This window comes from Neobacillus niacini (assembly GCF_048572935.1).
Classification (GTDB): Bacteria; Bacillota; Bacilli; order Bacillales; family Cytobacillaceae; genus Neobacillus; species Neobacillus niacini.
Genome location: NZ_CP183883.1, coordinates 4,626,178 through 4,648,661 on the forward strand (window position 1 = coordinate 4,626,178; position 22,484 = coordinate 4,648,661).

Genomic DNA, 22,484 nt, shown 5'->3' on the forward strand with positions numbered 1-22,484 from the left:
CCTTATAATCTTCATTGCTGTCTGTATCAATCCTTACAAAAAAAGTACCCTAGGGAGACAATTACTGTCTCTCATTAGGGTACTTTTCAACCTTTTGGCAGTTTTCGTTAATCAAACTATAAAAATAGAGTTATTTTCCCAAACATTCCCGTAGGATCGATTGCGTCGTGCCAAACAATAAATGGTGGTTCTGGATGATTGAAACGATCTCGGTCTAATGTAGTTGCTACTTCTACCCGAATGGTATTTGTACCTTCCCTTAGATAGTTTTCCACTTCAAAAACATATGGCGGACATACTTTCATCCCCACATATTCTTCATTGATCCATATTTCTACAGCTTCATAAATATTCTCGAAAGTTAATATCCCTTGTTTTGGAACTTCTTCTAGTTCAATTGTCTTTTCGTATTTTATGATACCTGTAAAAGTTGGATACTCTTTGGAAATTGGCACTAATTCTTTCATTTGTTTTACTTCGCCGAAATTTGGATATTCGATATTCTTTACGAAAGAATAATTCCAGTCCTCAGAAAGATCTAATGTTTCTCTACATTCCGAGAACTTCATAGAAAACGAGCGATAATCTCTAAATTCTCCAGCGTGTGCTTCATTCGAAACAATCACCACACAAGATTCATATGGTCTTAACTCTAAATGAATAATAAATTTTCCGTTATCTTTTTTAACTTGAAGATTTTCAAAGGTACTTTCTAGCACGTTATAAACAATCGCAGATTCGCCAACTGGTAATTCAATTTCTCCGCTGAAGGTCTCATGAGCAGCTTCATTCTGAAACATGTAAATATCATTTTCTTTCTTATAATGATAATACGTTAAGTCCTTAAAAGGCTGCCTTAATTGGATATCAAATACCCCTTCTGCCTTAAGAACTGAAGTCAACTCGTTTAAACCTACTACTTTACAATTTTCAACAACCTTTAGAAGGTCTGAAACTTCCTGTCCATCTACGACATTAGATATCCCTTCTGGCCTTCCATCTACAAAAATAATCTCCAAGCCATTTGCATGTTTAATAAAAGCAGCCAATTCTTTCGTAATATATTGACTGTATGGAATCACTAAACATTTAAATACTTCACCATTTATGTGTAAAGCGTTACTCTCTACTTTTCCATTATAGGAGCCTAAATCATTTAACATATCAATCGAAACAAAATCAAAATCAATTTGATTTTCAGTCAGGACTCTGGCTGGTTTTTGCATTTTCATATATTCCCCAGTCCATTCACTTTCCCCGTGATACAAAACAGCTGCAGGGGCAACATGGACACCGCCATTAAAAATATGACATAGTCGATTAGCATAACGCATAAGATACGCAAAATGCTTAAACTGCGGATTATGACCTCTTGCATAAAAATGCGGCGGACAATCAAAGTCAGGGTACTCTCTCATAGAAAAGGCATGAGGAACCAAATAATTGATCCCCCGGACAATCAAGTGGTCCAAAATATACTTCATATCCCTAACCCCAAGCTTCCATCCATAAGCTCCAAAAAGTTCACACATAGTCCTTCCTTTTTTCTTAGGATCTAAATGTCCATAAGAAGAACCGAGCTTACCTAATGTATAATGATAGAATTCTCCATCTCCTTTAAAGACTCCCCTTCTCTCTAAACCTGCACCGCCAAAAATCACTTGACCGCCAATCACATCAATACCCGACATATGCTGGCCTGACAATGCTCTAAAGAAGTGTCCAGCACCGCTGCCTAGACGGCTATGCTGATCATTATCCTCAATAACGTGACCAATGTATTCCACATTGCGTTCTTCGCACCATTGTCCTAATTGTTTACTGAAGTTCTTTTCATATAACACAGTTACAATATCCATATAAGTATAGCGAGTATGAACACAGAGATTCATTTCATCAGTACTACTCCATAAATATGGAAGATACATTCCCCATTTCTCCCCAAGAGCGTCTGAAAGCATATTTTTTGCTTCTTCACTCCAAGGTAAAGGCATATCCTTTCTACCAATCGATTCATTAAAATCGAACCCAATTACATTACCAAATGCCGGCTCATCAGAAAAGAACCCCGCAAATGTCTTCCCGAATTCGTCTTGATAACGTTGAAAATGTGGTTCATATACCGCTTCAAGCTGTGTGCTGACAGAATCTTCATCAATCATATTAATGTATTTCGGGTTACCGCCATCTGTTTTCGTTTCATAAACCACAAAAAGTCTCCATGGTCCTTCAGGTAAGATAAATGTTAAAAAATCGCCCTCTACCCTGTCTGTTAAATCAATTAACTCTTCTGAAATAATTCCGTCTGTTACTAACTTAGCTGCTACGACACTAAGCAACTTATTGTTTTTTTGCTCTTCTTTGTCGATCGGTTTACCGATATCCAGCCATGAACTTTTTGGTTTTAACATTGGCGAAATATGTACACTTACCTCGTTTTGTGCCCCTAAGATATCTAGAGTATTATAGTTAATATAGGTTTTCTTACGATTCAGATATTTCTTTTCGATTAACCCATTCGCATAACCGGTTGGAAAATGGGCATCATCTAACACCCAAACCCGCATGCCTCGCTGCTTTGCCTCTTCCATAACAATATCTAAATCATGCCACCAGCCTGGTCCAGAAAAATCAGGATGCGGTCTTGCTTCTACACAAATTCCTTTAATTCCACATTCATAAATTCTAGCAATTTCCTCTCTTATGACATTTTCTTCTTCCCCTCTCATCCAAAGAAAAGGGAGAATATAATTTTCGTTGTTAAGATTTAACGTATCTAACGTATTAACCATGATGAAACCTCCAATAGATAATAGCTTAATAAGCTGCACAATTTGTGCAGCTTATTAGCTTGAGTGATTAATTTAATAATTGACTTTGTCTTCTTATTAATTCCTCTGTATTTTCCATAGCTCTTGCCTTAGAAATTTTATAAAAATACATAGGAATCGTTGATAGGATAAATATGATACCAGGTGCTAGGTTTACTAACACGTTAATTCCGTTTACAACTTCAGGGGTTTGTTCAGCGTTAGCAACGTAACCAATTGCCCCAAGAATAGCAGCTGCTGCCGCTCCGACGATAGCGCTTGCAATTTTAGTTGAAAGACTAGTTACGGAATAAATAGCACCATCAGCTCGAATACCCGTTTTTACTTGGTGTTCATCAATACAGTCACCAACCATACTGAAAACCATTGGGCTGGCGAAACCAATTGGTAAACTTGCAATAATCGTCCATACAATAATCATGGAAATACTAGTTGCAGGTGTAAAGTACATGGCGATAAAAGCTAACCCTGTAATGGTGGTACCAAGAATCATGATTGTTTTCTTTTCCATAAACTTTGCAAAGAAAGGAAGGCTGATAGCTCCAACAGCTCCACAGACTGATAATAAAGTAAATAGAACTGCGATTAAATCTGGGCGATGCAATACATAGATACAGTAGTATGTTAATGTACCAATTCGTCCAAATAATCCAACCAACACGGTGAAAAGATTTGCTAAGATTAACATTAACGGTTTATTAGAACTTACAGCTTTCAATGAATCTTTGATGGTTGGTCTTTCTTCTTTAACAGGTTCAATAACTTCCTTACAGTTTCTAAAAGTTAAGTATAAAAGTGGAGCAGAGACTACTGATAATACAATCGCTGCGAAGAAGAAACCGTTTTGTTGGTTTCCGTTACCTAATAATGTGATTAAAGGCATTACAGCAGCACCGGTTAAAATACCAGCAAACTGTCCAAACACTCCTCTAAAAGAGTTTAAATTTGTTCTCTCATTTGTATCCCTGGTCATAACAGTTGCTAATGCTCCGTATGGAACATTTACTACTGAGTGAACAGTACCTAATAATAAATATGTGACTCCAGCATAAATGATTTTGCCTGTCATTGGCAGGTCCGGGGTGTAAAAAGTCATAATATTTAGTGCACAAAGTGCAATTGCACCGTAAAGGACATATGGTCTAAAACGTCCATGTTTGCTTTTCGTACGTTCCATTACTAAGCCGAGAATTGGATCTACGAAACAATCCCATACCCTTGCTACCAGTAAAATGATAGCCGCTACACCACCTGCGATACCGAAAACATCCGTATAAAAGAACAATAAATAGGATGACGCTAAACTCCATACAACACTCGCGGAAAACTCTCCAAAACCATAACTTAACTTGGTTGAAAAACTAAGCTTTTCATTTTTCTGAGGAGTAACGAAATCATTTGTTTGCTGAACCACTGCATTTGCCATACTTTTCCTCCTATAAATAAGTATTGACTCATATTGTGTATCTCTTTATCTCAGTAGCTACTGTTAAAATTATAGTAACTTACCTACTATGCAAACGCCTTCATATTATTAAACATATAACTCTTATATTTTAACCTCTTTCATTATTAAAGGGCTTTCATTATTAATAGGATAATAATTAAGATGTAATCCTTAACCTTTTGTTTAAAATTTCAGAAAACTAAACCTAGTAAACAACATCTGAATAGTATTTCTAGCTATTTTAACATATAAAAAATTAACTTAGGAGAATAAAAAAATGCAGCCATATAACATTTGTTAATGGCTGCATATGATAAAGATTGTTATTTTTGCTAATCAGGCTAAGAGACATAGCTTAAAACTATAGTAATGATCTATGATACATTTCAGTTTCTAGTATTCTGATAAAATCTGGGTTAAGATTTAATTCCTTTGCTTTATTGTAAGTTTCTATCAATTTATAATCTGATAATCTTTCCATTAAAAAACACCTCAAAATGACGAAGATAGTAATAAAAATTTATTATTATTCTTTTCGAAAAAAACAGGTTCGTTTCCTTTTGCTGCTTGATAAAAACGATCAATAATTTCCAATGTGTAAACTCCATGCTCAGCAGGTGCCATTAATGGTGCCCCAGAAAGGATACTATTGATGAAATGTTCAAACTCATTCATTAATTTTATATTTGGATTTAGAATTGGAGAGATATCAACACAGGTATCCAATAATTCTGAATGAATCTTTAACTCACCATTAATAAGAGAAACTCCACCTTTTGTTCCTAGTATCTCTATATACTGTTTGTCTTTTTCAATATTGGAAGCCCAGCTGAATTCGAAATTAAGTGTTGCACCGTTTTTAAGGCCAATAAATCCGAGCGCAGAATCCTCAACATTAAAGATTCCATTTGGATTTCCTTTATAACCATTGCGATTACGCGTAGTCGTATAATCAAAATTATTGTATGTGGCTCCAGTTACATATGACGGTTCTGGCATCCCCATAAGATATAATGCTAAATCTAGATAATGAACTCCTAAATCGATCATTACTCCGCCGCCTGCAGAATCTTTATTCGTGAACCAGGTGCCTCTCCCGGGAATTCCACTTCTTCTAATCCATCCAGCTTTTGCATGATAGATTTCTCCCAATAAACCCTCGTCGATATACTTCTTTAAATAAACAGCTTCATTTGTAAAACGGTTATTTAGCCCGACCATTACCTTTTTCCCAGACTTATTCTTTGCCTCTACAATTTTTTGTGCTTCTTTTGAATTAACGGCTAAAGGTTTTTCACAGTGTACATTTACTCCCTTTAAAAGAGCATAAATTGTAATTTCTGCGTGAAGAAAGTTCGGAGTACAAACACTTACAAGATCTAATTTTTCTTTGTCCAACATCTCTTCATAATTACTATAAACCTTATCAATATGATACTTTTTTGCTAATCTATCAGCATTCTCTATATTCACATCACAGATAGAAACGAATTCCACATTAGGGAGATTCATATAATTATTTAAATGTTTTCTCTCCGCATTACTTCCAGCTCCAATTAATCCATATCTTAATTTCCGATTATTCATCTATACCTCTCCTTCTTCTTTAAAAGATAAGCTTCCTCATGTACTCAATTGTATAGTCGATTCCCTTTTCGCCTAGTTCCCCTGTCCAAACTGGTGAATGGGGTTCAATACTTAGACCGCCGGAATATCCTTTGACCCTTAATAATGAAATGAATGTTTTCCAATCCGTCTGATCCAGCCCTGCAGGCGGATCATCGACTCTTTGACCATTTATCATCATGGATCCTTTTAAATGAACGTGGTTAAAACGTTCTCCCCAATCAAGGGTTTCCTGTAGGTAATCTCCGCCAAAATATCGGCTGTGAGAAGGGTCAAATTTGATTCCTAGGTCTTTTAAATGGCCATGAACGATCTTCCAAACCTCAGGAGTATTAACATAGTTTACTTTACGGCAATTGTAAGTGGAGATTTTTACCCCTATTGGTTTCGCATAGTCAATCAGCAGTGAGAAAAAATTTATCGCTGCTGTACAGTTTTCATAAAAAGATAACTCGTCAACATAATTACATCCACTTACAAAATTGGTACATCCTAATTCACTTGCAACATCTATTAATCGAAAACATCTCTCTACTTCTTCTTCAATCACACTTCCCTTATCATCTATGCGTAACGATTTCCATCTGCCGATTGATTGAACGGATACACTGTATTCATTTTTCCATTTTAGTAAATTCTCTCGATTACGATAAAAGGCATCTACATCTTGCCCTTCATTTACACATACCTCAATAAAATCGAGTCCTTTTTCCTTTGCCCGTTGAAAACTTTCTTCTGTCGGTGTAGCTATTATTCCTAGTTGCATCATGATTAAGACCTCTTTCCTTAATTGGTTGGACTTACAATCTATTTAACAAAATGTTTTTGAGTTTCGCTTACAATTTCATTTTAAACGGTCGCCTTATTCTCTTCTCTCCACCAATTAACCACTTTGTTGCAAGTTTTTTATTCATTTTGTTTTATTTTAAAAACCTTTACGAAATTGAGGTTAAAAATTTACACTCAATTATTAACCTTAATTCAGTTTGAAGCGTAAGAAACGAAAATGAGACGAAAATATCTATCTACTAAGATAATTAATGAAAAGGAATGAGGAAAAACACAGGTTATGATACATATGTAAAACACATTAAATAAGAAAAAACGAAGGGAGATTTTTTAATGAGCAAATTAAAAACATGCGTAAGTTTGTATAGTTTGCAGGATGAGTATTTAAATAAGCGTATGAGCCTTGAGGATATCTTCAAATTTTTGGCAGAGAATTCCGTTGAAGGAATTGAAATCATTCCCGATCAGATGATGCATAACGCACCACATCCTTCGGAACAAACGTTAGCAGAATGGGATCGATTAGTTTCTACCTATAAAATGAAGCCAGTGATTGCTGACGTCTTCTTAAATACAAACTTATACAAAAATCGTGAATTAACGAAAAAAGAGTGTGTAGATTTACTAATAGAAGAAATTAAACTTGCAAGTCGATTAGGTATTAAGTTGATTCGTTTGGTGTCAATGGTCCCCGCTTTTGTAATCGAACCATTATTGCCATATGCTGAAAAATATAATGTCACTTTAGCACTTGAGATCCATGCAGGCTTGAGTTTCGACGTAAAGAAAACACAAGATTTTATCAAAGAGATGAAGAGATTAAATTCACCATATGTAGGTCTTGTGATTGATACGGGTATTTTTTGTAGAAGGCTACCAAGAGTAATGGCTGAATATTGTAAGCATTTAGGAACAAGTCAAGAAGTAATTGATTATATCAATCATATTTTCGAGCAAGGAAAAGATCCTAGAAAAGTATATCTAGCAAATGATGGATTCCCTGCAGAATTGAAACAACTTTTAAAATCGGATGCTGATTACTTCTTTGCCCATATGGCAGATGGATATGAAAATGAGCCTTTCAGCGTTTTAGATGAATATTTGCCTTATATTAAGCATTTCCACTTTAAGCTTTTTGAAATGACGGAAACGGGAGAAGAATTTTCAATTGATTATAAAGGCATTCTTCAATATTTACATGATAAAGGCTACGATGGTTATGTTTCTACCGAATATGAAGGAAACCGCTGGGTGCTTCCTGGACACCCAATGAAGGAAAAAGAGCAGGTTTTAGCACATCAGAAGCTTATTCGAAGCGTAATTAAAGAATTAGAAGGTCAGGAGGTATATTAATATGTTTGATAATAATGTTTTCCTTGAGAATACTTGTAGAAATATCGTAGAAGAAGGTCATATTACTGGGTTTGAGCTGAAGACTAATATTACTTATTATCGAGGTATTCCCCTTTCCATGGTCAATGATATTGGTGTTGAAGTAGATGGTGAAAAGATTGCACGTGAACATATTATTTGTTCTATTGATGAGGTCGATTGGTTTACGTTAGAAGAAATGGAAACTGTCACATCCTATAAATGGGAATATGGAGAACCGTTAACCGTAAGAGTTCTTAAAGATGGTGGTTTATCCACAGGAAGTCATGAGATCGCTTTAGATGTAGTTGTTCGTACTGCCTATATACCTGTACCCTTAGCAGGACGTAAAATTAGGACTGTCGAAGTAGGTTAATAAAATGATAGTATTGATTTTTTAACGGGTTTCATTTTCTTTATCGGAAAACGCGATTTTCAACTAAAATGTATAGTAAAATGCACATCCATTTGCACCGCTTTTGCGGTGCTTTTTGTATAGAAATATAGCATAGCCCCAATTTTGCTTCATCTACGATCATATATATAACAAAAAACCATAAATTCAAAGAGATGTTTTCTCTTTGATTTTATGGCATCATCGTACTACTTTTTGAAATTAGTTATTTAAAAATTTATGTTAATCGTTTGGCTCAAGCAATCTGCACTGCTTTTTCCAACATAAATACTGAATTCTCCACTTTCTAGTCTATAATCTCCATTGTTATCATAGAAGCCAAGATTATTTTTTGGTAGATTAAACTCTATTATTTGGGACTCACCTGGTTCTAGTGAAATCTTTTTGTATCCTTTTAACTCTTTTACTGGTCTAACAATGGAAGCAACCCTATCTCTAACATAAAGCTGCACAATTTCCTCTCCTTGTCTCTTTCCAGTATTCGTTATTTCGACTCCAATAGCCAATAAATCATTTTTCTCAGTAACATTTAGATTCGTATAATTGAAACTGGTATAAGATAATCCAAACCCAAATGGATACAAAACATCGTTATTTACATCGATATATTTAGAAGTAAACTTACTTTTACCTCCAGGTCTCCCTGTATTAGGGTGATTATAATAAACTGGGCATTGACCTGTTACCCTTGGGATTGATACTGACAATTTACCACTTGGATTTGTTAAGCCAAAAATGATATCTGACACAGCATTGCCCATTTGAATACCAAGATGCCATGTTTCTACTATCGCATCAATATTTTCAGCTTCCCACTCCAACGCCAATGGACGCCCATTCATTACTATAGCAACTAGTGGTTTATTGGATGTCTTCACCATTTTTAAAAGTTTTTTCTGGTCTCCTGGAAGTTCGATATTCGATCTAGAAGCTGCTTCACCGGACATGTTTACAGTTTCACCAACTACTGCAACAATGACATCTCCAAAATCTAACGCATGTTTTAGCTCTTCTTCATTAATTGGCTCAGTTAGTCCTCCTGTTTGGAAATATCTAATATTATCACTATTTTGTTTCAGTCCATCTAAAATGGATACACAATCTTCCTCTTTCCAACTAATTGACCATGCACCAACAACTTCAGAAGACTTGTCTGCAAGTTCTCCAATGATACTAATCTTCTGTTCTCTATTTAGTGGCAGAATATTATTTTCATTTTTCAGCAAAACGATAGACTTTTTTGCTGATTCAAGAGCTAATTGAATATGTTCACTAGGAATAGGATCCATTCGATCTTCAAGATTGACATATGGATTATCAAATAGACCTAACCACATTTTTGTTGATAAAATTCTCTCTACAGCTTCATTAATTATACGTTCATCAAGCTCACCTGTTTTTACTAATTGGGATAAATAGGAACTATAAATACCTGTACCCATATCCATATCTATACCAGCATTTACTGCCTGTAAACCAGCATCTTGGTCATTAATAGCTATTCCATGTGATACACATTCTCTTATCCCATTTGCATCACTTACAACAAATCCACTAAAACCATATTCTCTTTTTAATATATCTCTTAAAATTTCACTATTGACAGTACAAGGCACACCATTTAAATCATTAAAAGCTGCCATAACAGTTGCTGCACCTTCATTTACAGCAGCTTTGAATGGTGCCAAATAGACATTATGTAATAAAGAAGTTGACATACTCGTGGTATTATAATCTCTCCCTGACTCTGCTGCACCATAGGCCACAAAATGCTTTAAACAGGCTGCTACATAATTCATTGGACTGGAAGTATCTCCTTGGAGACCTTTTACTTTAGCTTTAGCAAATTCTGAAACCAGAAATGGGTCTTCTCCAGGTCCTTCAGAGACTCTCCCCCATCTGGCATCTCTTGATACATCGATCATTGGCGCAAAATGCCAATTAATCCCTTGCAATCTAGATTCCTTGGCCGCCATTCTTGCAGTTCTTAAAAATAAATCACTATCAAAAGAACACGCTTCTGCTAGAGCTATCGGAAACACTGTGCGAAATCCATGTATAACGTCTAATCCGATAATAAGTGGAATACCAAGACGACTTTCTTCCATTGCAATTTTCTGCAGTTCATTTGCCTTCTTAGCATCTTGCAGCATGATGGAACCAACTCTTCCTAGACGGATATCTTCCTCATGATAGTCTTGTTCAGCACTTTCCATAATTTTTGTAAATTCACCTTGGCTAATCCGACCATCTGTTAACATTTCAATTAGTTCTTCAAACGGAACATCGAATCCACCAACAATGGAAACAGAAGCCTGGTTCATTTGCCCAATTTTTTCCTCTAATGACATCATGCTCACAATTTCTTGTACTTTATTTTTTTGTACTTGGGTTAAGCTAACCATTCAAAAACCTCCACTTTAATTTGATTAACTGTAGCCTTTATAAGAGATTTATAGTGTTGTTCCATTTGAGTTGACAACCTTTTATACCGCTCAAAAAATTTCTTATTAAAAGTCCTCTATGAAGCCACCGGTTACAATTGTTATTATATTTAATTACCCACGAAAAAGATTGCTTGAAATTAACCCTTTACTCATACAATTTTTAACCAATCCTATAATCATCTTGTTAAGTGGTTAAAAAAACAATAATAAAATTAACCTTTCGTATATTAGTTTTAGGTGACATGCCGTGAAAACCCTTTACAACAATAAAAAATGAGCGTCAAAATTCATATACGAATTGACACTCATTTTAAATAAAATATTTAATGTTTCCTATAGGCAATGGAGCCTAGGTATGATTTTTTAGCATTTTTTTATAGTACTTAAATTACCTTTCGCCAAATAGTAAATTAAACTCAAATAACCGTACTTCATGGGGTTGAAGTTCCCCCTTCAAAACAATGGAATGATTTTCAACAAGGTAATGCTCTACTTTCATATAAGGAACACAGATTTGTTTAAAATAATCCACTTCATCCGGTTTTATGTCATCCACAGCGCCAAATTTCAACCATTCATCTAGCACACTGCCATGATCCCGATTTAGTCTCAGTTCTTTTACACGATATCTCCCATTAGTAATACCTTGTAATTCCAATGAAAGGTTTAAAGTCTCTTTGTTTTCGAAAATATCATATTGCTCATCTATTCCTGTACTACCTTCAGGATGTAAGTAATAAGAATAATTGAAATGTTTATAGTTATAACATAATACTTGATAGCGATCCCCGGATTTTTTAGTAACAATATAATTGTCGCCTTTTGCGACTAGAATTTCACCTAATTGCTTTAATAGGACAAATGCATGGTAACTCGGTTTCTTAATGCCATTTTTGGTCAACAGCCCGGCACCGCCATGAAGGATGTTTTTCGAATCTCGAAAATCACTAAAAATATCAGAACTTAACCAGTATCCCAACATTTTCACGTGATTTTGATTCAAATTCTCAACAATATTTTTTACCATATAGGACGCTTTAAAGCTGCTATCATTAAGATAATTACGATTAGAGATGGAGATATTCCATTCGGTAACGTTTAGTTCTAAATTCTCAAACCCTGTTTTTTTCAAAGATTTTCTCACATCATTTAACTTGTTCAACACATAATGAGGATCCGTTGAATGTAAATTCTTAATTGGAACCCGATATTTTTCACGATCTATTTCTATTGGATAAAGATAAATTGAGAGAAAGTCAGGCTGAATATCTTCTTGTTTCCATTGATCCAGTAAGGAATCTAACTTGTCACCTTCTAAATCCATGCTTAAACCACATCCGCCTATCTTTGCTCCAGGAACCAGTTCTTGCGCAGTCTTTTTAAATTCACTAAATATTTTAAAATATTCACCAAATTTAGGATTTTGATTATTTTTCATTTTTGCTAGGAAATCTTTTTCTTCCTCTGCTTTACTGTTAAGCTCATCCATTGGCCGCCATAATTCAAAATACCAGGTCTCGACTTCTTCAATACCATAACGTTCAATACATTGCAGTAAAAACGCCGTCACAAGATTATGCCATTCGGACAATGTCCTTTCACTGCTTATCGTTTGGATGACAAGGGTTTCTCCAATCCCTTTTTGAATGATTTTTGGTTTCGGCCCCATTTCAATAAACGGTTTTAACTTATTTTTAATTAGAAAATCTAATAATTTGTTTGCATTTGAAAAATTGTAAGTGATCGTTCCCCTAGAGCGATCCTCTAGCAGCATATCGTCTCCAAACAATCCCCAAAATCTCGCGTAGGTAAAACCGAATTCCGATTGTAGAAGGGTAATTTGCTCTTGCATATCAGAATTCAATAAATCTTTTGCATATCCAATATTAAGTAATCGATTCCAATACTTTATAAAAGCATCTGTTTTTCCAATTTTAACAAGTTCTGTTTCCATATTACTTCTGGATTCAGGAATTGATTGGTCACTTTTTTCCACAGTACTTCTAAGATAATCGCGTAGTTCGGTTAGTGCTTCATTGGTTTCTAGATTACTAATAACATTTGAAGACTCTTGTCTCTCTGTTTTACCTGACATTTGTTTTCTGTATTCAACCGGTTTTAACTCGTAGCTGTCATTAAAAACTCTATTAAATGAAGCTAAATTTGGAAATCCATTATCTAATGCAATCCTTGTTATTGGTTTGTCAGAGTTTACTAATTCGTTAACTGCATGGGCTAAACGAATTTCATTCAAGTATTGAGAAAAAGTTTTTCCTGTTTGTTTTTTAAAATATTTAGATAAATAAGGAATTGAGAGATAATGGATACTTGCTACTTCTTCTAACGATAGAGGCTCTCGATAATTGCTTTGAAGGTAATCAACAATTTCCGATAATCGATCATTTTGACCTTTGATTGACGTATTAAGCAACATTTGATTTTGATTCTTTAAATAATTCATCCTAAGAGTTGATATAAATTTATAAGTTTTTTCAAGAAATTCCACTTGTGAAAAATCGTTTACCTTCATATAAACAGAGAGTAAGTCTTCAATGACTAATCTTAATTCACGATTGGCAGAATGGTCGTGTTCGGTCGAATTACATATAAACAATAAATTTTTTTGCCCAAGAAGGGAACCTATCTCAAAGTAATTAAAATGAAACACAACACATAAATTATCTTCATCAGACTGGAAAGAATGAAATTCATTAGAATTCACCAATACAAAATCAGAACTTTTCATTTGAAAAATTTTATTGTTAACTTTGACCTGTAAATTACCCTTAATCATATAAATCAATTCTATTTCTCTATGGGCATGTTCCAGGTTACTCTTGTTGCTCATCACTGAAATCGTTACTAACTTCGAATCTATTGAAGATTGGAAAGTATGTGAACCAACCAATTCCATCCCCTCCATAAAAAAGCTATACTTTTAAAAACTACTATTTTTAAATATATCACATTAATATTTTAAAATTCGACGAAATATTTAAATTTCATTTAAATATTATGTACATGAACCGTAGGTATGTTGCTTTTTGTTTGAAAAAATAAAAATGCGTACCCTCCTGTCCGGAAGGTGCGCAAATTTTCGTTTCTATTTTTCAGTAAGACTAAAAAGTTTTTCTAAATGCTGAACGATTTCATCCTTATCAGCTTCTACAACTTCAAGATACTGTGGTTTATTAAACAATTGGTTGATTTGTTCAGGGAATGTCTGTTGAATCTGACAACGCTCAATGGATTCATTAAATTTCGCTGGATGAGCAGTGGCAAGAGTGACACAGATCTCATTCGTATTATTACAGTTTTCGTATGCAGCTACCCCACACGCCGTATGTGGGTCTAATAAATAACTAGTTTCTGAATTGTACTTACTGATCGTTTGTAAGCATTCTTCGCCATTTACTCCATGTGCTGCAAAATCCTCTTGCACTTTATGGAGCAGATCGCCGCTAACAACAATTTTTCCTTCTACTTTAAAGCTTTCCATTAAGTCCGACACGGCCTTTGGATCTTCTCCAAGCAGATAATATAGATAGCGCTCAAAATTGCTGGCTACTTGGATATCCATGGAAGGGCTGAATGTACTGCGGAATTCACCTGGCTTGTACACTCCATCATGAATGAAATTTTCTAGTATATTATTCTCATTCGTAGCCACAATGAGTTTACCAATCGGGAGACCCATTTTCTTTGCAAGATAACCAGCAAAGATGTCTCCAAAATTACCAGTTGGCACACTAAAGTTAATCGTATTTACATCGGACTGTTTTTTTACTTGGAAATACGAATAGAAATAATAAACCGTTTGCGCCATGATTCGAACAAAGTTAATGGAATTGATTGCGCGCATATGGTATTTGTTTTTAAACTCTACATCTGCGAACAATTCTTTAATAATTCTTTGGCCATCATCAAATGTTCCTTTAATGGCTAAATTCAACACACTTTTATCATCGACGGTCGTCATTTGTAATTCTTGTACCTTACTTACTTTGCCGTATGGGTGCAAAATACAAATACGAATGCCTTCCTTTCCTCTGACACCTTCAATCGCAGAGGCACCGGTATCCCCTGAAGTAGCACCGAGAATATGAATCGACTCCCCTGTCTTCTTGGATACATAAGAATATAAATTCCCTAAGAATTGCAGTGCAATATCTTTAAAAGCAAATGTCGGTCCGTGGAATAGTTCTAAAACATACATATTATCCTTCAACTTTTGAACAGGCGTTACATCTGGGTGACGAAAGGTTGCATAGCTTTTCTCGATTAATTCTTTCAACTCATTGTCTGGAATTTCACCATCTACATAATAAGAAAAGATTTCGAATGCTAATTCTTGATACGTAAGATTGGACATAGATTCTAACTTTTCTGCAGGAATTTGTGGGATTTTCTCTGGTACTAATAGTCCCCCATCATTTGCTAGTCCCATTAAGACTGTGTCGATAAACCCAATTTTACTTACATTTCCGCGTGTACTTACAAAGTTCATAGCTGCCTCCTGTATATATTAAAAGTTTTATTGCTTCAGTTTTGAAGTCTGAGATTGTATCCTTTTAAAGTGCTAAAATATAAATTTCATTTTAACATAATTGAGTGAATAGTCTAGAAATTATTGTTTTAATTTTCAATAATTGTTACTATTTTTGATTTTTATTTCATATTCAGATTTTTGATGTCTTGAAACAAATTTATTATGGGTAATCCAGAAGCGCCATGGATAATCTTTGGCTTCACCAGATTTGTCAATTCCAATCCTTTTTCCAACTGATATACTCTCCGGACAAAAACCTTTAGCTATGTATAAAGGTGGAAGTGTAAGTGAGCTGCCATAGTCCTCCATGGTAATCCCCATTGATTTAGTCAGTTTTCCAGGACCATTGGTCAGATTTGTTATATCTTTAATCCCTCTTCGGCTTTTCATCAATTCAATCCCATAACGTGGTTCTAAGGCACGGACCAATACAGCCTCTGGATTTTCTTCACCACCGCTGACCACATTGAAAAGGCAATGGGTATGCATAAGATAGGTATAGGTAAGTCCTGAACGGTGGAACATGACCTCCGTCCTTCCTGTCCGCCGATTATTGTAACTGTGCGCAGCCCTGTCACCAGGACCAATATAGGCCTCTGTTTCTACAATATATCCTGCAGCCATACCCTGTTCAGTTTCTTTAACTAGAAGGCACCCGAGCAATGCCTTTGACAATTCTAGAGTAGGCTGTTCATAAAAATCATGAGATAGTGGAATAATTTCTTTTGGAATTTCTCCCATACTGCTGCCTCCGTATGAATGATTTTCTTTTTGGTTTACCCTTATTTCGGAGAATTAAAGTATGAAATTTATTTTAAATTATAGCTTGGTTAAAGTTGATGTGAATTAACTGTATTTGAAAAATAAGCGAAAAATTTCCGGCTAAGTTGGGAAATACCCATATTACCTTATAAATAAGGGGAGCTTTTCCGTTTATATGAGCCAATTCTTTAGATTTTGTCTCATCTAGATCAGTTAACCGTAATATCTCCGGTTATATCTGCTTCTTAAGCTTCCCCTTAAACATTAACCGGAAATTCTCCGCCTTTGAATTCTCATACCTAAACGAAAATTAACATTGAATCATAACAGAGGCTAAATACTAAATCCAGTGAAATGATGAAAGACACCTTCCTGCACGGAAGGTGTCAGTTTTTAAATCAATGAACAGATTGACACATGCTTTTAATGATCATTTTTATCATATCCTCTACTAGAGCCGGTACTTCTTGAAAGGCGCTTTTAATATGCAGTCTTTCTGTCCTTTTATGAGCATCTTTGCCAAACGGACCGACATTTAGGACAGGTGCCCGAAGCTCGGTCATAGCGTCAAAAGGTATACTGTAACTGCTACCCCAAACGGGTGTATTTGCTTTAAATGCAGTCCACCCTTCCCCTTCATCTTGATAGTTAACATAGCTTAAATCACTGATTCCATTAAAATAATGAACCTGTTTTACAGGTAAATTAAATTTTTCCAGTCCTTCTTCCCTAACAAACTGGACACAGCTCTTAACTAGGTCATCATCGGATGAATTAACTGCCGGATAATAAGGAGGTGCAAAAAGTAAAACGATTGCTGGTGCCAGCTCCTGACATTCAATCATCAGACTGTCTGCTATTCGTATGGATTTTTCACGGTCATCCCAGTTTGGATTTCCCTGAACTTGAGCCTTTAATTCCTCCACAAAATCGACTCCGAATTTACGGATAGCATGTGTGTGTAAATCGTCGTAACGCAAAACACGGACTTCGCCAACGGGCTCCACAGAGTGCTTCAAACAAACCTCTTTATATGATTGATTGCAGGCTTTTGCAGCACCTATGGCAACTTTTTCAAATAATTCCATAATTTCGTCAGCATTTCGCTTCATTAGAAACACATTATATAATGCTGCTGAACGAAAAGGCGTTTGAGCGGAGTATTCCAATCTTAAATCTTTCTGCTGAAGGGTAACAGGCAGTGGTGTAGTTTCGCCATTTACTTTTTCTTGCATCAGCAAATTCCAATCCATTCTCTGAGTTAAAAAAGAAGCAATATAGGGCGCAGTCATGCCACTGAGTGGTTCGCCAACATGTGTTTCTTTTCCATAAAAAAGCGCTGATGGCATAATCTTCCCAATGGAACCGGAATATACATAAAAGCTTCTGTCACCCGGTTCTTGGGTAAATACCGGCTCACCGTTTAGGAAAAGTTTATAGCTAAGATTATGTTGATCCTTTAATTCAAGCAGTTTCGTTACAGCGGCACGCATACCAGTTGAATTTACCTCTTCGTCAGGGACTGTGAGTAGGAGCAGATTTATCGGCCATTTCTCAACCGTTGCTTTTTCCAATAACCCCATATGCATTGCCAGTCCCATCTTCATATCCATTGTGCCCCGTCCAAATAAATATTCACCAGATAGGAGATCCCTATGTGCGTCTCCGTACAGTTCATCAACTCTATTTAAAAGTAATTTCGTCAATTCTTCGGGCTGATAGGCGTACTCCTCAAGGTCCCCATACTCTTCAGTGTTTACCGTATCAAAATGACTCAGTAAAACAATCGTTTCCTTCGAAGAGGTATTCTTATATAACCCCGTTAAGAATCGCCGGCCCAAATCAGCCTCATAAAGACCCAAATGGTCAGGATTCTCTTGAAAATACTTAAGCTCCTGAAGTTTCGCCTGAATCTTGAAAGGAAACTCCCGCTCCCCCTCTGTTAACGTCATACTCTTCCAGCTCACCAGTTCACACAATAAACTCCGCAGTCTATCCGGTGTTCCCCACCTAAGTTGTTCCATCATTCTATTCCCCTTTACCAATATTCCATATATGAGTGCCCGACAAATCTGAGGCAGTGTCCACCTCAGGGGTGGAAGTGTCCACCTCAGATGGACACTGTCCACGAGCGGTGCCTGTCACCCATGTTTTGTGTCACCATTGTTGTCACCCATCTTATCCTTTAATATCCGTTTCTGAGTTTGCTTTTGTTTGTTTGTTTTTGATGAAGTAGGATACATAGCATATTACTAGGAATCCTAGGCCGATAAGCAGACCTATTAATTGGGTTGGGTCAAATGCCAGGAATATCAGTATGGATACGCAGAATATGATACAAATCAATGGGATTAACGGATAAAATGGTACTTTGTATTGCAGGTCCTCTAATTTCCCACCGCCATGTAAATATTTACGTCGAAACATTAACTGAGAGAGAGCAATTCCGATCCAGGAAATGGTCACGGATATTCCGGCAACAGACATTAATAGAACGAATACTGTATCTGCAGCAATAACACTAGTCAAAAGTGATAATAGGGAGAATATCATCGTAAACACTAGAGCTCTAAATGGAACCTTCCGTTTTGAAAGTTTCCCAAATTGTTTTGGTGCCATTCCCTCATGAGCCATGGCCCACAAAAGACGGGTGGATGCATAGATACAAGAGTTTCCTACTGATAAAATCGCCGTCAGGATAACAAAGTTCATTATATCGGGAGCGAAAGGAATTCCAGCTAAATCCATTAAAGTAACGAATGGGCTTTCGAGTAAACCAAGTTCCTCAGTAGGAAAAATTGCTGATAAGATTATAATTGAGGCTAAATAAAAGACAATGATCCTAAATAACACGTTGCGAATGGCACGAGGGATATTCTTAGAAGGTTCCTCGCTCTCTCCGGCAGCAATCCCAATTAATTCAGATCCTTGATAAGAAAAAATTACATTCATCATCGTCACAAAAAGAATGGCAATTCCGGCTGGAAATAGTCCAGATGGAGCTAGATTGTCTAATAAAGGAGCAGGTCTGTCTTCGAGAGGAATAATTCCAAATATGGCTCCGGCACCAATAATGATAAAGAAAATAACAGCAATTACCTTAATACCGGCAAACCAGTATTCTGCCTCGGCGAAACCTCTAGTTGTTAAAGCATTAAGCCCGAATAACAACAATATAAACAACGAACACCATATCCAGACGGATACATCTGGGAACCACCTCTGCATAAGGATTCCTGCGGCGGTGAATTCAACTCCAGCCGTCGTAGCCGACCCAATAAAATACATCCATCCTAAAGAGAATCCGGCAGAAGGACTAATGAATTTACTGGCATATGTTTGAAAAGAACCTGTTACTGGCATATATACAGCGAGTTCACCTAAGCAGACCATGACCAGGTACAAAATAATCCCGCCAAACAAATACCCGATTAGTGCACCGCCTGCCCCCGATTGATTAATGGTATAACCAGCATTTAAAAACAATCCTGTTCCAATAACTCCCCCTAATGAAAGCATAAATAAATGTCTGCGCTTCATGGATCGATTTAATTGATTTTCCTGACTTACCTGATTCAGTGTTTCCATTGCCTCTCCCACCCCTCTTAAAATAGCTTTACCCCTTTATATAATTAAAATCGCAGTGACAAACAGCTTAATCCCCCATCCTGCTTACGGAATTCAGACATTTCGAGTTCGATTGTCTGGAATCCGGCAGTATTAAGTTTTTGTTTTGTTATAGGATAGCCTGCAGGAATGATTACAAAGTCATTCACACGGATACAATTTGCTGCGTATTCCTCTTCAGGTGGAACAACTATTTTTTGATATTGATTAAACTCGGGATGATCAATAAATTCCCCTGCGACCACAATCGTTTGATTTCCTAAATAAGCAATGCCTGTTTTTAAATGGAAGAATTTCTTCAGCTCAACAATCGTACCTTTGTACCCTTCTAATTCTAGAATTGTTTTTAATTGCTCAGCGCCATCATGGTTCGTTCTAGCAGAAATTCCTATATAAAAGTGATCTTCAATCTGAAGGATATCACCCCCATCAAGAGTACCCGGAGCCTTAATAGAATAAATAGATTCATAGAATGATTTAAGTACAGGTTCCATTTCATGGATTTCTCCATTCCGGGAAAGTGCCCCTGGATTCGAAATGACAGCGAAATTAGGTGTCAATACCGCTGTATCCTCTACAAAAGTTGAGTCCGGAAATTCAATATTACTAGGAAGAATGGTTACGGTTGTTCCACATTTTTTCAACGCGTCTATATAGGCCTGATGCTGCTCTAATGCAATCTCGAGATTAGGTCTTCCTAAATCGGAAGTAGTTAACCCATTGATATAGCTTTCGCTGGGCATTTTAACAATCGTATTTTTAAACATAATACTAGCCTCCTTATTTAACCTCTTGCTACTGGACATGTAAGACATGTAGGTCCCCCCGTTCCTAAATAAGAAATTTCATTTCCTTCATATTCGTAGACAGTTGCACCGGCTGCAAGTAATTGTTCCTTTGTTGACGGATTTCCTGATACCATCACACAGACTCTTGGTGCGAGTGCAAGAACATTACAGCCTAAGCGGTGATACTCTTCATCAGGTACCTCTATTAATTGAAAACCTCGCTTGATTAGCAGCTGTCGGAGGAATACCGGCATAAGTCTTGAATAAACAACTGCTAGATTCTCATCTACGATACTAATGAATGACATAAGATGAAGACATTCTTCTTCTCCCTGGTCATGCGGTAATTGAACAACAATACACTCTTCAACCATATCCTTTGTCATTTCCTTAATTTGCCGGATGGCTTCATCATTTGTACGATAACCACGTCCAATTAATAAAGTCTGATCATCGAGCCAGACGAGATCTCCTCCATCAGCCATCGCCTCCCCAGTTAGTTCACCAACGATAGGAATCTTCTGTTCTAGTAAAAATTGTTTATAAGCCTCTGCTTCTGGTTGACGTAATTTTTTTCCTGATTTTAAAATAATGGCCCCATTTTTTGTGAACTTTACAGGATCATGTGCGTAAAGCGAGTCTAATCCTACAGTCTCTGAAGCAGGTAAAAATTCAATTTCAGCCACATGTTCTCTAATAATCGCAAGAAACTGTTCAAATTCATTTTGTGCTTTTATGTAGTCTGGTTCATTGATGTAATTAAACTTTCCCCATTCATTTCTTAGATGCTCTTGACTGATAAAAGCGTCCTTTGGATGTTTTAAAATCACCTTGTTAAGATTTTTATGCATAGATGATAACAAGTTTTTCAACCCCCTTTTCCGCATAGTGGAAAACTTTTTCTTTTAATGGAAACTTATAATATGATAATATAAAAAGGGGAAATATATGTCAATATTTTTTGAATTGACTGATAATTAATTATTCACTATTTATACTTTGGCCGAAGATATGATAGGAGTTGGATAAAATGCAAACTATAGACCGTGCTATGCAAGTAATTAAAGTCTTAGCAGAAAGCGATTCGAAACAATGGTTCTCGATTACGGATTTATCAAAGGAGTGTGACTTGCCTGTCAGTACCATGCACCGACTTTTACAGTCCATGATTAAACATGGATTAATTCAGCAGGATCCTCATCTAAAACTCTACTCAATGGGATATACCTGGATGGAATATGGATTAAAGATGTATGATACCTTTGATTTTGTCGGTCTGATCCGACCGGAAATGGAGACGTTAATGCATGAGGTAGAAGAGAGTGTTTATTTTAGTAAACCTATAGGATCAGAAGCAATAATTGTTGAAAGAATCGACTGCCTTCATAATCCAATCCGGATTAATGATCAATTGGGAATTAGAATCCCAATGAATATTGGGGCTGCCAATAAGGTCATGCTGGCACATATGCAGAGGGAAGAAGCTTTAAAAATTGTCAGTGAGTTAGTAAAAAATGATGAAATAGAGTCATTCCTTCAACTGCTAACCACCATTCGTCATAAGGGTTATTGGGAAAGCCACGGTGAAAGAACCAAAGGTACCTCCTCCATCGCTGCACCTATTTTCAATCACTCCAACGAATTAATAGGAGCTTTAAGTATTGGCTACGTAACCTTCAACCAAACAGATGAAAGAAAGCAAATATTAATTGAAAAAGTAATTCAAACCGGTTTACGCATATCTGCTAAACTAGGAAGTAAACTTAAATTTACTATTGAATAAAGGGATAAACAATAAGGATTATCTAAAAAACACTCTTCCGTTAATTGGA

Annotated in this window: 16 protein-coding genes; 3 read left to right on the forward strand and 13 right to left on the reverse strand. The window is 36.2% G+C overall.

Annotated features, from left to right (window positions below; translation table 11 throughout):
- Nucleotides 1-116: 116 nt before the first annotated feature.
- The 5 genes from ACN6MT_RS22835 to ACN6MT_RS22855 all read right to left on the reverse strand — a co-directional run bounded on the left by ACN6MT_RS22835 (nucleotide 117) and on the right by ACN6MT_RS22855 (nucleotide 6,673).
- Nucleotides 117-2,792, reverse strand: a complete 2,676-nt coding sequence (locus ACN6MT_RS22835; RefSeq protein ID WP_419888190.1) for a sugar-binding domain-containing protein — start codon at nucleotides 2,790-2,792, stop codon at nucleotides 117-119.
- Nucleotides 2,793-2,859: 67 nt separating this feature from the next.
- Nucleotides 2,860-4,257, reverse strand: a complete 1,398-nt coding sequence (locus tag ACN6MT_RS22840; protein WP_419888191.1) for an MFS transporter — start codon at nucleotides 4,255-4,257, stop codon at nucleotides 2,860-2,862.
- Nucleotides 4,258-4,639: 382 nt separating this feature from the next.
- On the reverse strand, nucleotides 4,640-4,759 hold the full coding sequence (locus tag ACN6MT_RS22845) for a sporulation histidine kinase inhibitor Sda (RefSeq protein WP_419888192.1): 120 nt from the start codon (nucleotides 4,757-4,759) through the stop codon (nucleotides 4,640-4,642).
- Nucleotides 4,760-4,770: 11 nt separating this feature from the next.
- The gene (locus tag ACN6MT_RS22850) at nucleotides 4,771-5,865 is read right to left on the reverse strand and encodes a Gfo/Idh/MocA family protein (RefSeq protein ID WP_419888193.1); all 1,095 of its coding nucleotides are present in this window, start codon (nucleotides 5,863-5,865) and stop codon (nucleotides 4,771-4,773) included.
- A gap of 19 nt (nucleotides 5,866-5,884) precedes the next feature.
- Complete coding sequence (locus ACN6MT_RS22855) at nucleotides 5,885-6,673, reverse strand: sugar phosphate isomerase/epimerase family protein (RefSeq protein WP_419888194.1); 789 nt, start codon at nucleotides 6,671-6,673, stop codon at nucleotides 5,885-5,887.
- A gap of 353 nt (nucleotides 6,674-7,026) precedes the next feature.
- Here ACN6MT_RS22855 and ACN6MT_RS22860 point away from each other — a divergent pair, with 353 nt between their 5' ends.
- On the forward strand, nucleotides 7,027-8,046 hold the full coding sequence (locus ACN6MT_RS22860; protein ID WP_419888195.1) for a sugar phosphate isomerase/epimerase family protein: 1,020 nt from the start codon (nucleotides 7,027-7,029) through the stop codon (nucleotides 8,044-8,046).
- A 1-nt stretch (nucleotide 8,047) separates the two neighbouring features.
- Entirely contained in the window at nucleotides 8,048-8,440 is a 393-nt protein-coding gene (locus ACN6MT_RS22865; protein WP_419888196.1) for a C-glycoside deglycosidase beta subunit domain-containing protein, read from the forward strand.
- Nucleotides 8,441-8,688: 248 nt separating this feature from the next.
- On the opposite strand, the gene ACN6MT_RS22870 is transcribed toward ACN6MT_RS22865, so the two are convergent.
- From ACN6MT_RS22870 to ACN6MT_RS22905, 8 genes are all read right to left on the reverse strand, one after another.
- Nucleotides 8,689-10,884, reverse strand: coding sequence for a glycoside hydrolase family 3 N-terminal domain-containing protein (locus tag ACN6MT_RS22870; RefSeq protein ID WP_419888197.1), 2,196 nt, complete (start codon nucleotides 10,882-10,884; stop codon nucleotides 8,689-8,691).
- A 430-nt stretch (nucleotides 10,885-11,314) separates the two neighbouring features.
- On the reverse strand, nucleotides 11,315-13,834 hold the full coding sequence (locus ACN6MT_RS22875; RefSeq protein WP_419888198.1) for a GH39 family glycosyl hydrolase: 2,520 nt from the start codon (nucleotides 13,832-13,834) through the stop codon (nucleotides 11,315-11,317).
- A 195-nt stretch (nucleotides 13,835-14,029) separates the two neighbouring features.
- Nucleotides 14,030-15,433 carry a threonine synthase gene (thrC, locus tag ACN6MT_RS22880; RefSeq protein WP_419888199.1) on the reverse strand — a complete coding sequence of 468 codons (1,404 nt, stop codon included), beginning with the start codon at nucleotides 15,431-15,433 and terminating at the stop codon, nucleotides 14,030-14,032.
- Between the two features lie 135 nt (nucleotides 15,434-15,568).
- On the reverse strand, nucleotides 15,569-16,216 hold the full coding sequence (locus tag ACN6MT_RS22885; protein WP_419888200.1) for a DNA-3-methyladenine glycosylase: 648 nt from the start codon (nucleotides 16,214-16,216) through the stop codon (nucleotides 15,569-15,571).
- A gap of 419 nt (nucleotides 16,217-16,635) precedes the next feature.
- Nucleotides 16,636-18,261 carry a M20/M25/M40 family metallo-hydrolase gene (locus ACN6MT_RS22890; RefSeq protein WP_419956512.1) on the reverse strand — a complete coding sequence of 542 codons (1,626 nt, stop codon included), beginning with the start codon at nucleotides 18,259-18,261 and terminating at the stop codon, nucleotides 16,636-16,638.
- A 154-nt stretch (nucleotides 18,262-18,415) separates the two neighbouring features.
- A complete protein-coding gene (locus ACN6MT_RS22895; protein WP_419888201.1) occupies nucleotides 18,416-19,825 on the reverse strand; it encodes an amino acid permease in 1,410 nt (469 codons plus the stop codon).
- 44 nt (nucleotides 19,826-19,869) lie between these two features.
- Nucleotides 19,870-20,631: a dimethylarginine dimethylaminohydrolase family protein gene (locus ACN6MT_RS22900; RefSeq protein ID WP_419888202.1), complete on the reverse strand. Its 762-nt coding sequence runs from the start codon at nucleotides 20,629-20,631 to the stop codon at nucleotides 19,870-19,872.
- A 17-nt stretch (nucleotides 20,632-20,648) separates the two neighbouring features.
- Nucleotides 20,649-21,539, reverse strand: coding sequence for a dimethylarginine dimethylaminohydrolase family protein (locus ACN6MT_RS22905; protein WP_419888203.1), 891 nt, complete (start codon nucleotides 21,537-21,539; stop codon nucleotides 20,649-20,651).
- A gap of 143 nt (nucleotides 21,540-21,682) precedes the next feature.
- Between ACN6MT_RS22905 and ACN6MT_RS22910 the strand changes: the two genes are divergently transcribed.
- Entirely contained in the window at nucleotides 21,683-22,435 is a 753-nt protein-coding gene (locus ACN6MT_RS22910) for an IclR family transcriptional regulator (protein ID WP_419888204.1), read from the forward strand.
- Nucleotides 22,436-22,484: the final 49 nt, after the last annotated feature.

Bases quoted from the DNA above. Each gene is read 5' to 3' on its own strand.
- ACN6MT_RS22850 (WP_419888193.1), bottom strand. From the start codon at position 5,865: ATGAATAATCGGAAATTAAGATATGGATTAATTGGAGCTGGAAGTAAT.
- ACN6MT_RS22890 (WP_419956512.1), bottom strand. From the start codon at position 18,261: ATGGAACAACTTAGGTGGGGAACACCGGATAGACTGCGGAGTTTATTG.
- ACN6MT_RS22855 (WP_419888194.1), bottom strand. From the start codon at position 6,673: ATGATGCAACTAGGAATAATAGCTACACCGACAGAAGAAAGTTTTCAA.
- ACN6MT_RS22865 (WP_419888196.1), top strand. From the start codon at position 8,048: ATGTTTGATAATAATGTTTTCCTTGAGAATACTTGTAGAAATATCGTA.
- ACN6MT_RS22885 (WP_419888200.1), bottom strand. From the start codon at position 16,216: ATGGGAGAAATTCCAAAAGAAATTATTCCACTATCTCATGATTTTTAT.
- ACN6MT_RS22905 (WP_419888203.1), bottom strand. From the start codon at position 21,539: ATGCGGAAAAGGGGGTTGAAAAACTTGTTATCATCTATGCATAAAAAT.
- ACN6MT_RS22840 (WP_419888191.1), bottom strand. From the start codon at position 4,257: ATGGCAAATGCAGTGGTTCAGCAAACAAATGATTTCGTTACTCCTCAG.
- ACN6MT_RS22835 (WP_419888190.1), bottom strand. From the start codon at position 2,792: ATGGTTAATACGTTAGATACGTTAAATCTTAACAACGAAAATTATATT.
- ACN6MT_RS22860 (WP_419888195.1), top strand. From the start codon at position 7,027: ATGAGCAAATTAAAAACATGCGTAAGTTTGTATAGTTTGCAGGATGAG.
- ACN6MT_RS22870 (WP_419888197.1), bottom strand. From the start codon at position 10,884: ATGGTTAGCTTAACCCAAGTACAAAAAAATAAAGTACAAGAAATTGTG.
- thrC (WP_419888199.1), bottom strand. From the start codon at position 15,433: ATGAACTTTGTAAGTACACGCGGAAATGTAAGTAAAATTGGGTTTATC.
- ACN6MT_RS22845 (WP_419888192.1), bottom strand. From the start codon at position 4,759: ATGGAAAGATTATCAGATTATAAATTGATAGAAACTTACAATAAAGCA.
- ACN6MT_RS22910 (WP_419888204.1), top strand. From the start codon at position 21,683: ATGCAAACTATAGACCGTGCTATGCAAGTAATTAAAGTCTTAGCAGAA.
- ACN6MT_RS22895 (WP_419888201.1), bottom strand. From the start codon at position 19,825: ATGGAAACACTGAATCAGGTAAGTCAGGAAAATCAATTAAATCGATCC.
- ACN6MT_RS22900 (WP_419888202.1), bottom strand. From the start codon at position 20,631: ATGTTTAAAAATACGATTGTTAAAATGCCCAGCGAAAGCTATATCAAT.